The sequence below is a fragment of the Sphingobium sp. TKS genome (assembly GCF_001563265.1).
Lineage (GTDB): Bacteria > Pseudomonadota > Alphaproteobacteria > Sphingomonadales > Sphingomonadaceae > Sphingobium.
On sequence record NZ_CP005086.1, the window covers coordinates 77,698 to 91,166 of the forward strand.

Sequence of the window (13,469 nt, forward strand, 5' to 3'; positions counted from 1 at the left end):
AGCAGCATGGGCTGAGCGCTAGCTCGCATCATCATTGGCAAAATGGGATGGGGGTGACGTCGTCTGACCATCAAAACAACGCCGCCAATAAGGATTGAATGGCGCCTCGCCTTTCTGGCAAAGATTGGAACGGTAGGTAAACAAAGGGGGACGCAGGTGATCCGTTCGGATTTGACGACAAAAGTGGCTGGGGAAAATCCGGCGCTCCCGCCGGAGGTCGTCGAGAAGATTGTCGATCTCTTTTTCGAGCAGATTGTGGACAGCTTATCGACGGGTGGCCGGGTCGAACTGCGTAGATTTGGTTCATCCACGACCCGAGCGCGGGAAGCGCGCATCGGACGAAACCCTTCGACGGGCGAAGAGGTCGCCGTGACGGCGAAGCGCGTGCCATTTTTCAAGCCCGGCAAAGAAATGCGCGAGAGGCTGAAAGCCGAGAAAGCGACTGCCTGAATATGGCTCGCTGCCAAGCCCTCGATTTGACGGCAATGGCGTCCGTTTGGATGAGCGCCATGGCGGCCTCTGTGTTATCGGAGACATTAAGCGGGCTTTCTGAGCAGGAACTGCAATCCTCGGTGCTCCGCGCCGACGATAAGCGCGGCTTTATCTAAAGTATAAAATCGTATATAGTGGGCAATCAAAAGTCACATTTTGCGCGCGGCAAGTTGTGCGATAATAAGAATTATGTTAAGCGGACATGTTCCTGCTAGTTAGAGATGTTGTCGTTTCCCGAAGATCGGTGGACTCTGACTGAAACGGGACCGATTTACCGAAGATCACCGGACAAATATTACCGAAGATCGGTGGATATTTCCCTTAGATTCGGTGGACTCGTCTGATCGTCAGCTCCTTATCCTTGAGAGGACTCGCGCTGCTACATTACTACGAACTGCCAGCTTCCGGCCATAGCGTAATGTCGTTGTCGGCGAACTCCACCGCAGCGCCTGGGGCCAACTGCTCGATGCCTTCCCTCCCCACGAATGCGCAAACTACCTCAGGAATAGCGGCTATGCTTCAATCTAATCAGGACAGACTCTAGATGACGTTCTGACGATTCCAAGGGGTATGGTCGGACCTGGCGCCAACACATTATTTCATCACCGTGGCGCCATCCGGATGGCGCCATCGAGGCGGATGACCTCGCCGTTCAGCATCGGATTGGCGATAATGCTCTCGACAAGCTGGGCATATTCCTCCGGCTTGCCCAAGCGGCTGGGATGTGGAACCTGCGTGCCTAGGCTATCCTGCGCGGCCTGCGGCAGGCCCATCAGCATGGGCGTAAGAAAGGTGCCCGGTGCGATGGTCATCACCCGGATCTTGTGTTGCGCGAGGTCGCGCGCGACCGGCAGTGTCATGCCGACCACGCCCCCCTTGGACGAGGCATAGGCGGCTTGGCCAACCTGCCCGTCATAGGCGGCGACCGATGCGGTATTGATGATCACGCCGCGCTCTTCGCCAACAGGATCGGCGGCCGCCAACTTTGTGGCGAACTTGCTGATGACGATGAAGGTACCGATTAGGTTGATCTCAACCGCCTTGCGAAAGGCATCGATCGGGTGCGGCGCATTGTCCCGTCCCACGGTCTTAATAGCCGGCGCGATCCCAGCGCAATTGACGAGGATACGCGCGACGCCATGGGCAGCCTCCGCCTCCTCGATCCCGGCGATCACGCTGGCTTCGTCCGTCACATTGACCTTGCAGAACAGGCCGCCCAGGGCCTGCGCCGTCGCTGAGCCTATTTCTTCGTTAAGATCGAAAATGGCGACCTTGGCGCCGCGCCCCGCCAGCAGCTTTGCAGTAGCGCCGCCCAGACCTGACGCGCCGCCAGTGACGATCGCGCTTACACCCTGAAACTCCATGGCTTTTATCCTGTTCTAAAAATCAGACGAGTTCGACGGCCATGGCGGTGGCTTCGCCCCCGCCGATGCACAGACTGGCGACACCGCGCTTGAGCCCGCGAAGTTCCAGCGCGCCCAGCAAAGTCGCCAGGATGCGCGCGCCCGACGCACCGATCGGATGGCCAAGTGCGGTCGCCCCGCCATTGACGTTCAGCCTGTCTTCGGAAATACCCAAATCGCGCGCGGCGATCATCGGCACGAGGGCGAAGGCTTCGTTGATCTCGAACAGATCGACATCGGACACGTCCCAGCCCGCTTTGGCCAGCAGTTTGCGGATCGCGGGAACCGGCGCAGTCGTGAATTTGGCGGGCTCATGGGCATGGGCGGCCGTGGCGATCACCCGTGCCACGACCGGTAGGCCGAGCTTCTGCGCGACGCTCTGCCGGGTCATAACCAGCGCCGCGGCGCCATCAGAAATGGACGACGCGTTGGCGGCGGTGATCGTGCCGTCCTTGATGAAGGCGGGCTTGAGCGTCGGGATCCTTTCCGGCTTCGCCTTGCCGGGCTGCTCGTCAGTGTCGACGACCACGTCGCCGCCCCGGTTGCCGACCGTCACGGGCGCGATCTCGCGCGCGAAAGCGCCGCTGGCGATCGCGGCATTGGCGCGGCCGAGCGATCGGATCGCGAAATCATCCTGCTGCGCGCGCGTGAACTGATAGTCGCGCGCCGCGTCCTCGGCGAAGACGCCCATCGCCTTGCCTGGCTCATAGGCGTCCTCCAGCCCGTCCATCATCATCGTGTCGATGATCCGGTCATGGCCGATGCGGGCGCCGCCGCGATGCTTGGGCAGGGCATAGGGCGCGTTGGTCATGCTTTCCATGCCGCCCGCTATCGCGACATCGACCGACCCGGCCGCCAGCGCATCATAGGCCATGATCGCCGCCTGCATGCCCGACCCGCACATCTTGTTGACCGTGGTGGCCTCGACCGACTGTGGAAGGCCGGCGCTCAGCGCCGCTTGGCGCGCGGGCGCCTGGCCGAGCCCGGCGGGCAGCACGCAGCCCATATAAATGCGCTCGATAAGGTCGGGCGCGACGGCGGCGCGCGCCCTGGCCGCCTCGACCGCGGCGGCGCCCAGATCGGTTGCCTTCACGTTGGCAAAAGCGCCCTGAAAGCCGCCCATCGGCGTGCGGGCGTAGCTGGCGATGACGACGGGATCATGGGACATGATAGTTCTCCTTAGGTCGGCGTCGGCAATCGTCAGATAGGGTTTTGTCGACATGCACGTCCTACCAAATATAACGGATTGAACAGCGAGCAGTGATCTCGATTTCGCTGGCAATCACAGCGTCCACCCGCCGTCCGCCGCATAGCTGCCGCCGGTCAGGAAGCTAGCGGCGTCCGATGCAAGAAAGACGATGAGGCTAGCGATCTCTTCAGGTCGCCCAGGCCGCGGGATAGGAAGCCCTTTTGCGAACTGCGCAATGGTTTCAAATGCCTGGTCATCGCCTCTAGGGCGCACCATTGGCGTATCCACCAGGCCCGGATGCACCGAATTCACTCTTATGCTTAATGCGGCGAGATCGAGCGCAGCCACTTTGGTCATGCCCGTCACGGCATATTTGCTCGCGACATAGGCGATCGCCCCACGCTCCGGTTGCAGACCCGCAACAGAGGAAATGTTCACGATCGCCCCGGCGCCCGCGCGGCGCATGGATGGCACCACCGCCTTCATCCCCAGAAAGCAGGAGAGCTGATTGATCTCGACGACCCTTCTATAGTCGGCCTCGCTAACTTGATCGAGCGGCATGATCGGCGCCGTCGTTCCAGCATTGTTTATGAGAATGGAGACCGGACCGAAGCGGTCTTCCGCAACGCGCACGACATTTTCCCATTCGCCGGACCTGCTGACGTCATGCATCATGAAGTGCGCATTGTCGCCAATAGCGACCGCGACCTTGACGCCCTCCGTCTGCTGTGTGTCAGTCAGCAATACCGTGGCGCCCAGAGCCGCCAGCGAACGCGCCGTTGCCGCGCCGATCCCGCCCGCGGCCCCGGTAACGATAGCGATACTGCCTTGCATGGAAACCTGTTCCATTATCTGTCCTATCTGTAAGGAGCCAGACGTTCCGACGCCTTGAAAATCGTTGAGAGCAACTATCGAACCCGTGGTCAGATTTCCGGCGCAGCGCCGCGATTGGCCGTGGACGCGGCAAAGGCGCTCAAGCTGTCGCGGCCGATCTGGGAGAGGGACGTCGCGCCCGTCAGCGCCATGCCGACCCGCATCTCCGCCTCCAGCAGGGTCAGCATGTTGGCAACCGCCTTTTCGCCTCCGCCTGCCAGGGCGTAGGCCCATGCGCGTCCCAACAGCACGGCCTTGGCACCAAGCGCCAACATCTTCACGACATCGAGGCCGGAGCGGACACCACCGTCTGCCATGATGACCGTATCGTCGCCAACGGCATCGGCAATCACAGGAAGCGCGCGCGCCGTCGACAACACGCCATCAAGCTGACGGCCACCGTGATTGGAAACGACAATGCCATCCACGCCGTTCCGCACGGCCTCTCGTGCATCCTCGGGGTCCAGAATACCCTTCAAGATCACATGACCCTTCCATTCCGAACGGATAAAATCCAGATCCTTCCAGCTCGTCGCCGGATCGAAATTGTTGCGCATCCAGGCAAAGAAATCTTCCAGGCCGGTATTACCTGCCAGGATCGGCGCGACGTTCCCCAGATGATGCGGACGACCCCGGATACCGACATCCCATGCCCAACCCGGGTGCGTCATTCCCTGCCAAAGCCGGCGTATCTGCCCCGCGAGCCCCGAAGCACCTGCCAGCCCGCTGCGATAATCGCGATAGCGCGTGCCGGGCACCGGCATGTCCACGGTAAAGACCAGGGTCGTGATGCGTTGGGCCGCCGCCTGGGCCATAAGATCGCGCATGAAGGCCCGATCCCTGATCATGTAGAGTTGGAACCAGATCGGCTTCGTGACGGAACCGGCGACTTCCGGCAGCGAGCAGGCCGAAACGGTGGAAAGCGTGAACGGCACATCCGCAGCTTCCGCCGCACGCGCAGCCTGCACTTCACCCCGGCGCGCGTTCAATCCTGCAAGACCGATCGGTCCCAGAGCGACTGGCAGATTCAGGCGCTGTCCAAGCAAGGTCGTACCAAGATCGATGACGGAGACTTCGCGCAGTATACGCTGGCGCAGCGCGATCTGCTCGAGGTCCGCCACGTTGCGGCGAAGGGTCGATTCGGCATAGGATCCACCGTCCATATATTCGAACAGAAATGGCGGAAGACGCCGACGGGCGAGTTCGCGATAGTCCGAGATCGACGCCGCCTTCATCATATGCCTTTCATGCAGGCGGCCCAAAGCCACCGTACAACAACAAATCCGCTTCCCAACATGCGCCTGACGCTATGATCTTGCCGCGAATGCCTCGACTGCGGCATGATATTCGGACGATTCATGGGACATGGCCTGGAAGGCCGCAGCCAGCTCAAGGATGGTCGGGAGTTCAGCCATCCGGCTCTCTTTCAGAAGACGCTTGGCGAAACGCACGGCTTGAGGCGGATTGGCGGCCACCCGTTCGGCAAGCAGCCTTGCCTCGGCCATCAGGTCGCCGTCGGGCACGACCTGCGAAATCAATCCGATGGCGGCCGCCTTGTCCGCAGTGATGGCCTCGCCGGTCGCGATCATTTCGACGGCATGCGCGTAATCCACGACCCTCGGCAAAATCCAGGTTCCGCCGTCGCCGGGAATGAGACCCAGTTTAACGAAACTGGAAGCAAAACGGGCGCTAACCGCACCGATGCGCATGTCGCAATAGGCGGCAATGCCGCATCCCAGGCCGATCGCCGGACCATTCACGGCGGCGATCGTTATCAGTTCGGCGTCCATGAGCGCCAGCGGAATACGCTGAACACCCCGCTTGTAGTTGCCGCGCGTGGCGGCGGACGAGTCGAGCGGTCCGATCCCATATCGTTCCTTCATAGCTTTCAGGTCGCCGCCCGCGCAGAAAGCCGATCCGGCACCGGTCAGTATCAGGACCGAGACCTCCGCATTGTGCGCCGCTAACTCGATCGCCGTGACCAGATCATCACAGTCCTGGTGCGTCGCGATCGCATTGCGGGTCTCGGGACGCGACAGTGTAACGGTCGCGATCCGTCCATCGATCTCCAGCTTGGCAAAATTCCCCATCATTCACACTTTCTCGTTCAGGCTTTCACCTTAGTGCCACAACATTGTCGGTCCTGGTCAGCGACCGGTCACTTGCTCCAGGATCGATTTGGCATCATCGGGTATGACATCGCCGCGCCAAGCTACATGGTGATCCGGCCTTACCAGGACGAACCGCTTTTCCAGCATCCGAATGGCCGACTCTTGCGTTACCATGAGGGTGCTGAGCGGCACCGCCAATCCTTCTGCGGCTGCCACGAAAGGCGCTGGGTCGCCGCCATCGGAGACGAGCAGGGTCAGTTCGAGGCCCAGGTCATCGTAAAGAGGATGCCCCTCGCCCAGATATATCAGGGGCAGGCGCGACCCCGGCCAGGTCGTTGGCGTGCAGCGCACAGGATCGAACAAGGGGGCGACACCCATTTCCGGGACGATCACTGGAGAGTTGGCATAACGATAGCCATGCTCGATCCCCCAACTTTCATTCTCGGCATTGCCGAGCGCCTTGATCGCCGCTCCCAGATTATCCCGCGTTCCCGCGCCATCCGGACTGTCGAGACCGCCTTCCTGGTTGGCTTCAGCCTTTAGGATTAAATCCCTAATCTTCACGCGTACCTCGGCATGGCGCCGGGTCGCCGCGCGGTTCTGGATCGCGATCTGTTGCCTCTCCGTTTCATAGCTTGGCAACAGCGCGGGCCCGCCCCAGCCATTCACCATCGCCGCCAGCTTCCAACCCAGATCGAACGCATCGCCGATGCCTGTGTTCATGCCATAGCCGCCGGTCGGAATGACCTGATGCGCGGCATCGCCCGCGAGTATGACGCGATCAACGATATAGCGTTCGGCGATTATCTGATGCGCCGACCAAGGATTTGCGAGCACTATCTCGAAATCGAAATCCTGCCCGACCCACTGCCGCAGCTTTTTTGCTGGGTCCAGGCTGCTCTCATCGGTTCCCGGCGGCAGGGGCATTTGCACGGTCCAGGTTTCGACCCCGTCCTGGATGATCAACGATCCAGACACCGTTTGAAAATGATATGCCGCTCCGAATCGCGCGATCACGGCGTGATCGCGGGACTTGAAGTGGATCATGTACATGCGGATGACGGCGGGCTGGCCTTCGGATTCCACGCCGATGCGGCGACGCACCGTGCTGCCGCCGCCGTCACATCCCGCCAGATACTGGGATCGCAGCGCCACGGTTTCACCCGACTTGGAGCGAACGGTAGCGGTAACGCCATCCTCGTCCTGCTCCAGTCCTTCGAGCGCCCAGCCGAAACGGACATCGATCAGGGGATTTTCGTCGATCGCCTTTTTAAGAACCGGCTCGAGAATGACCTGCGAAACGCGCATGCTGGGTTCGGCCGTATCGGTGCCGTCATCGGTCGCAATCGCGGTAGCGCGCTTCTCATCGGGCGTAGGATAGGCAAAGCGATGGAGGACATGACCGCTAAGGCTGGTCGCCCAGACGACATCGAGCGGCTGGTCCGGCGGAACGCCGACAGCCCGAAGCTTATCCACGATACCAAGTGTCCGAAAGAGCTCCATGCTACGTCCGTTGGTCAGGTCCATCTTGGGATAGGTGGTCGTATTTTCGTTGCGCTCGACGATTATCGACTGCACGCCATGATGCGCCAGCACGAGGGCAAGCGTCATGCCGACGGGCCCGCCGCCGGCAATCAAAACTGGGGCGTCTATCATGTTACTCCTCACCTGTCGGACGTTCGTTGACTACGATATTCTCAATGGCGCCAATGGACTGGATTTCGACCTTAACCGTGTCGCCTTCGCGCAGGAAGCTGGGCGGCTTCATGGCGGCCCCCACACCGCCAGGCGTTCCGGTGTAGATGACATCGCCCGGTTCGAGCGTCATCGCCTTGCTGAGATGTTCGATCTGCGCCCAGCAGTCGAAGATCATGTTGCGCGTATTAGAATTCTGCCGGAGTTGCCCGTTGACATGGCTTTTGATGTCCAGTTCATGCGGATCGATATCCGTGGCGAGCACGATCCACGGTCCAAATGGTGCGTGTGTGTCGAATGATTTGCCGATGGTGTGCTGGCCACCCATGCGCTGCCAGTCGCGCACGCTGACATCATTTCCCACGCAGTAACCGAATACCACGCCAGCCGCCGCCTCGCGCGACACATGCCGGCATCGCTGCCCGATGATCATTACCAGTTCGGCTTCATAGTCGATTTCTTCAGAAACCATTGGCCGCTCGATCGGGTCAAACGGACCTGCGACAGCTGTCGCAGGTTTGGCGAACCAGATTTGATGCGCGGGAGGCGCCATGCGCGCCTCATCGATATGGGTCGCATAATTCATGCCTATCCCGCAGATCTTGCCGGGACGCTCAATGGGCGCATGCAGCCGGCATTGCTCCAGGCGGCAATCGTTCTCACCGCGGACCGCCTCCACCAAAGGCGCATAGGTCGGCCAATTCGCAATGAGATCAATCATATCCGAAATCTGCGGAACCCGATGCGTCAGAGATGTCACCGCATCCCCATCGACCACGCCTAACTGTATGGGACCATTCCCCACAGAGAACCGTGCAAGCCTCATTCCACCCCTCCCGAGCTCATGTGAACCCTGTTTGAATGAGCAGTAAATCATCAAGCACAACATTTCAATGCCTATAAATTGCTTGCATGTAACCATTTTCGTCGCAATTATACTGATTTACTGATCAATAAAGTTCCACGCTTGAGCTTAAGATAGAGGAGCCGGGATGTTACCCCTTAGCGGAATTCGCGTGATCGAGTTGGGCGCAGTAGTTCTCGGCCCTTATGCAGCCCAGTGGCTTGGCGATCTGGGCGCGGAAGTCATCAAGGTGGAAGCGCCGACCGGCGATTCCACACGCCGGACCGGGCCGACGGCGGAGTTCGGCATGGCATCCCTGTTCCTTGGCCTGAATCGCAACAAACGCAGCATTGTCCTGGACCTCAAGACCAAGGCTGGAAAGGAGGCTCTTTTACGGCTTGTCGATACCGCCGACGTGCTTTTGCATAACAACAGGCCGCACAAGATGAAGGCGCTTGGCCTAGACAGCGAGACGCTAATCGCACGCAATCCGCGCCTTATATATGCGTGCCTCCATGGCTTTGCAGAAAATGGCCCCTACGGAGGCCGCCCTGCCTATGATGACGTGATACAGGGTATGTGCGGACTGGCTGACCTTATGGGGCAGCAAACGGGAACGCCACGATATCTACCGACCGTGGCCGCCGACAAGACATCAGGCCTGGTCGGGGCAATCGGCATTCTTGGCTTGCTGGTCCGGCGCGAACGAACCGGCCTGGGAGGGTATGTCGAGGTGCCCATGTTCGAGACGATGGTGGCCTTCACGGCGGTGGAGCATCTTTACGGGCTGAGCTTTGATCCTCCACTCGGCCAAGGCGCCTATCCACGCGTCATGGTCGCTGAACGTGGCCCGTTTACCACGAAGGACGGTCATATTTGTGTGATGCCCTATACCGACAAGCACTGGCAGGACATGTTCAAAGAATGCGGTCGTCCAGACCTGGCCGCTGAACCGCGCTTTCAGGGGATCACATCGAGGACGCAGTACATCACCGAAATTTACGGCGAACTGGCTCACCAACTGACGTCCAGAACGACCGCAGAATGGCTTTCCACTTTGCTGCGACTGGAAATTCCATGTGCACCGGTGCAATCGATCGACGATCTGGTGACCGATCCGCATCTGGAGCAAACCGATTTCTTCGCCATCCTGGACAATGAAACCGGTCCAGGCAAAACGCGCTACGCTGGCGTTCCGATCCTGTTCGATGGCAATCGCCCGCCCATCGCCCGTCCGCCGCGTCTGGGCGAACATACGGAGGAAATTTTAACTTCGCTCCTGTTCGAAAATGCCAAGATCGAATAACGGGTGCAATGAACGATCTGGAAGCGGCTGCGCGGGGCCGTGCATTTTGGGAGATGCCGAAATATTCAGCCGCCGGTAAAGCCTTATGTGGCTATTTGATGATGCAGGCGTGGAAGCTCGCCTGTTTCCATGCACCGTCTTCCTTCACCCACACCTGGGTCGCCATCGCGTTCATGACATGCTCCGCGCCGGTTCGCACAATGCGGATGGTCTGCTGGAGGCCGCCCGTCATGACGGCCGCTTCCCCATAGATGCGAATGTTCAGATCGCGCCGTTCGACTTTCAGGAAGTCGATGGCCGCCTCCACGCCCTGCAGATAACCTGTCCGTCCATCGATAGTGCCGATTGCATGGATGTGAACCAGATCTTCCCGGATCAACTGATTAATCGCCGACATGTCTCGCTCGACTAGCGCGCGACAGCGCCGCTGTTCGCACGCCGCCACTTCTTCAATGGCTTCCGACATTGCCACGTCCATCACCACTCCACTGATATTATCCAGGCTCATTTGATCGGCGCGCTGATTTCGTGACAACGCTCCGCAAAATGAATACTCAACGTCTTCCGCCACAAACCTCCGTGTCGGTCCCGGTAATCATTGCGGCGCCATCGCTGCTCAGGAAAAGTACGGTCGCAGCAATCTCCTCCGGCATCACGGCACGCGTAATGATGTGCAACTCCCTTGCGATGGCGACCTGTTCGTCCTGAGACAGCATCTCGTTCACCATCTTGGTAGCCGTCAGACCGGGCGAGATGCTGTTCACGCGGATGCCTTCATTGGCATAGGCACAGCTTGCATAATGGCTCAGGTGAACCACGCCCGCCTTTGCCGCCGAATAAGCCGGCGAAGCAGCTGGCGTAAAAAACTTGCCCGACGTCGACGCGGTATTGACGATGGTCCCGCCGCCCGCCGAACGCATGCCAGGAATTTCATGCTTCATGCACAGGAATGTCGACGTCAGCGACATCGAAAGCGTCCAGTTCCAATCCTCGAGCGACATATTTTCAACCGAACCGTTTCGCGGCATGCCGACATTGTTGAAGGCATGGCGGATCGGCCCGAAGGCGGTGGTCGCGCCGGCTATCATGGCCATGATCGAATTTTCGTCGGCCGCATCAAAGCGGAAGAACCGCGCCTTGCTGCCAAGGCTTTCGATCTCCTCTACTACGGACTGCCCCTGCTCCTCGTCGATGTCGGCCAGGCTGATCAACCCGCCCTCGCCGGCAAAAGCCAGCGCCGCAGCACGACCTATCCCCGATGCGCCGCCTGTCACGAGAATGGATCTGTCGGTAAAACGCTGAATCGTCATAATCCAATCCCCCGCCGCGCATATCGGAGACCGAGGCGTTCTGCGTTGCGCGATCCTGTTAAATAACCGATGTGCCAACCGTTCATGAGGACGATGCTGGCTAATTTCGCTTGAGCATTTTGCGTCAGCCGATAGAAAGGCTCCGCTGCTTTCGCTAGAATATAAGGGGCGACAGAATCGCTCCTGTCACCCCTTCCGTTTATTCGGGGCGCGGCTGCTGCGGCCGTGCCGTCAGCGGGCGCAGCTGATCAAAATCGGGATTGCCGATGTGCGAGCCGTTCCATTTGATCCATCCACGATCGATGTGCGCCAAGCCTTCGAAGGCCATGCCGTAACCAACGCCGATCTTATCAACGATAAGGTGCTTCCAACGGTCCACCAGGCAGAGGCGCGTGTAGCGAAGCGTCAGTTCCGAATAGGTCGCCATCTGATGCGCCAGCTCCATAGCACGCGGCATTAGTTCGTCATGCGGCAGGACCTCGTTCACGAAGCCCAGGCGCTGCGCCTCATAAGCGTCGATACGCTGGCCGGTCAGGAGAAAGTAATTGCCCCGCGTCACGCCCAGCAATTCCTGGAACACAATCTGGACACCGTCGCCGATCACCTCGCCAACAGCGAAATGCCCTTCATCGGCAAAGTGCGCCTTTTCCGAGGCGATCACGATGTCGCCCAGGACAGCCAGTTCAGCATGGATCGTGGCGGGACCATTCACCGCGCAAATGACCGGCATTTCGATTTCCAGCAGGCGACGGAACATCAGCTTCTCGCCCCAGGCCGAAAAGTCGAATTCGCGCGGACGGCCGAGCGGGTGGTCCCAGCTGCTATGCTCGTTCATAAATACATCGCCGGTCGCGGTGAGCACGATCACGCGATTGTCGCGGTCCATTCCGATGTCGGTGAATGCGGGAGCCCATTCGGTGTGATGGTCCGCCGAATACATTACCGGACCATTGTCGCTGTGCAACCGAACCACCAGAACGCCATCATCGAAGCGCTCAAAAGCGATCGTCTTATATTTATCAAAATATGCTGGTCGTTTCGTCACGTCATCCTCCGTTGATAATAGAAATACATCTGGCGTTGAATAAAACGCCAAATTTTTACTTTCTCGCGCGCGAACCTTGAGAGTGTCCATAACGAACGCGACAAACAATTTGAATTTCGATAGATGAAATCAGCCAGTTTTTAGCCAGGTCGATATAGCGGGCTGCACACCATGGTGTGTTCGAACATCACCATCAAACGCCAAGTGCAAGCACGGATCCATTGTCCACTCCTCAACCTTCGAGAGGTTCTTATTGATCTAAAGGTCAGTAGATGCGTCTTCCAATGATGTCAATAGCACGAGCAGATGAGTGCTTTGCGCGCAATTCAGGCTAGATTGGCCGCCTAAGCTGGGGCACATGACAATCCCATCGCCGCCCTCGCCGCGAATTTCGAAAGCAGCGGCCGCGCGACGTACAGTTTCTTGCGCAGTCGAATAAGGGAATGTTGAATGAGTGATCCAGACGGCGGGAAAGCCACCGATGCTCCGGCATCGAAGCCAATCACTAGCGCGCCCAAACAGCGCCGCCGCCAACCCGAGGATGTCAAAGCTCGCATTCTGGAGGCGGCACTGAACGCTTTTGCGAATTTTGGTTATGAGGGGACCTCAACCCGATCGGTCGCGATGGAGGCAAATGTATCGCTATCCCTGCTACTCTATCATTTTGGATCGAAGGATGCCCTCTGGATCGCCGTAGTGGAGAATTTGTTTCTTCATACCCAAGGTTCGAAATTGCTGCATAACCGGCCGAAAGGCTCGACTGCCGCGGAGCATTTGCGTGCGGTGGTCCACGCCTATGTCGAACGATTCGCAAAGATCCCCGCCTTGCACCGGCTGATGACGCTGGAAGGACACCGCATATCCCAAAGACTGGTTTGGCTTTGCGAAAACTACATCAAGGAAGATTTCCAACTCCTCTGCGAGCTGATCGCCGAGGGGCAAAGGGAGGGAAGCGTTCACGCCGGCGACCCAGGGCGCTTGCGATACGCCATTATTGCCCTGGCGACCGTCCCATCAGCAGTGGCGGGTGAGTATGAGTATCTTACCGGCAAGAATCCCGTCAGCCCGATAGAAATCCAGTCATCAGTCGATTTCATAAATCGATTGGTTTTCAAGAGCGGCTGAAAGCGCCAGGAACCAGCCGGACAAGCTGATCGGACGACCAGCTCATATCGGCAGAGTCTCGCCTTGACCGACCTCT

Annotated in this window: 13 protein-coding genes; 3 read left to right on the forward strand and 10 right to left on the reverse strand. The window is 59.1% G+C overall.

Annotated features, from left to right (window positions below; genetic code table 11):
• Positions 1-156 precede the first annotated feature (156 nt).
• Positions 157-450: an HU family DNA-binding protein gene (locus tag K426_RS27865; RefSeq protein ID WP_066564483.1), complete on the forward strand. Its 294-nt coding sequence runs from the start codon at positions 157-159 to the stop codon at positions 448-450.
• Positions 451-1,094: 644 nt separating this feature from the next.
• On the opposite strand, the gene K426_RS27870 is transcribed toward K426_RS27865, so the two are convergent.
• The 7 genes from K426_RS27870 to K426_RS27900 all read right to left on the reverse strand — a co-directional run bounded on the left by K426_RS27870 (position 1,095) and on the right by K426_RS27900 (position 8,541).
• On the reverse strand, positions 1,095-1,856 hold the full coding sequence (locus tag K426_RS27870) for an SDR family NAD(P)-dependent oxidoreductase (RefSeq protein WP_066564490.1): 762 nt from the start codon (positions 1,854-1,856) through the stop codon (positions 1,095-1,097).
• Positions 1,857-1,878: 22 nt separating this feature from the next.
• Positions 1,879-3,063 (reverse strand): acetyl-CoA C-acyltransferase, encoded by a 1,185-nt coding sequence (locus tag K426_RS27875; RefSeq protein ID WP_066564493.1) that lies wholly within the window; start codon positions 3,061-3,063, stop codon positions 1,879-1,881.
• Positions 3,064-3,177: 114 nt separating this feature from the next.
• On the reverse strand, positions 3,178-3,933 hold the full coding sequence (locus K426_RS27880) for an SDR family NAD(P)-dependent oxidoreductase (RefSeq protein ID WP_066564495.1): 756 nt from the start codon (positions 3,931-3,933) through the stop codon (positions 3,178-3,180).
• 74 nt (positions 3,934-4,007) lie between these two features.
• Positions 4,008-5,192 (reverse strand): FMN-dependent L-lactate dehydrogenase LldD, encoded by a 1,185-nt coding sequence (gene lldD / locus K426_RS27885; RefSeq protein ID WP_066564771.1) that lies wholly within the window; start codon positions 5,190-5,192, stop codon positions 4,008-4,010.
• Positions 5,193-5,264: 72 nt separating this feature from the next.
• On the reverse strand, positions 5,265-6,050 hold the full coding sequence (locus K426_RS27890; RefSeq protein WP_066564496.1) for an enoyl-CoA hydratase-related protein: 786 nt from the start codon (positions 6,048-6,050) through the stop codon (positions 5,265-5,267).
• A 54-nt stretch (positions 6,051-6,104) separates the two neighbouring features.
• Positions 6,105-7,724 carry an FAD-dependent monooxygenase gene (locus K426_RS27895; RefSeq protein ID WP_197672838.1) on the reverse strand — a complete coding sequence of 540 codons (1,620 nt, stop codon included), beginning with the start codon at positions 7,722-7,724 and terminating at the stop codon, positions 6,105-6,107.
• A 1-nt stretch (position 7,725) separates the two neighbouring features.
• Positions 7,726-8,541, reverse strand: a complete 816-nt coding sequence (locus K426_RS27900) for a fumarylacetoacetate hydrolase family protein (protein ID WP_335339815.1) — start codon at positions 8,539-8,541, stop codon at positions 7,726-7,728.
• A gap of 214 nt (positions 8,542-8,755) precedes the next feature.
• Between K426_RS27900 and K426_RS27905 the strand changes: the two genes are divergently transcribed.
• Positions 8,756-9,913: a CaiB/BaiF CoA transferase family protein gene (locus K426_RS27905; protein ID WP_066564502.1), complete on the forward strand. Its 1,158-nt coding sequence runs from the start codon at positions 8,756-8,758 to the stop codon at positions 9,911-9,913.
• A 91-nt stretch (positions 9,914-10,004) separates the two neighbouring features.
• Here the strand turns inward: K426_RS27905 and K426_RS27910 are convergent, their stop codons facing one another.
• From K426_RS27910 to K426_RS27920, 3 genes are all read right to left on the reverse strand, one after another.
• The gene (locus tag K426_RS27910; RefSeq protein ID WP_145907824.1) at positions 10,005-10,484 is read right to left on the reverse strand and encodes a nuclear transport factor 2 family protein; all 480 of its coding nucleotides are present in this window, start codon (positions 10,482-10,484) and stop codon (positions 10,005-10,007) included.
• Positions 10,468-11,223, reverse strand: coding sequence for an SDR family NAD(P)-dependent oxidoreductase (locus K426_RS27915; protein ID WP_237230229.1), 756 nt, complete (start codon positions 11,221-11,223; stop codon positions 10,468-10,470). The genes K426_RS27910 and K426_RS27915 overlap by 17 nt, the downstream gene beginning before the upstream one ends.
• A gap of 199 nt (positions 11,224-11,422) precedes the next feature.
• Positions 11,423-12,358 (reverse strand): enoyl-CoA hydratase/isomerase family protein, encoded by a 936-nt coding sequence (locus K426_RS27920; RefSeq protein ID WP_082749236.1) that lies wholly within the window; start codon positions 12,356-12,358, stop codon positions 11,423-11,425.
• A gap of 360 nt (positions 12,359-12,718) precedes the next feature.
• Here K426_RS27920 and K426_RS27925 point away from each other — a divergent pair, with 360 nt between their 5' ends.
• Positions 12,719-13,393 (forward strand): TetR/AcrR family transcriptional regulator, encoded by a 675-nt coding sequence (locus K426_RS27925; protein WP_066564523.1) that lies wholly within the window; start codon positions 12,719-12,721, stop codon positions 13,391-13,393.
• Positions 13,394-13,469 lie beyond the last annotated feature (76 nt).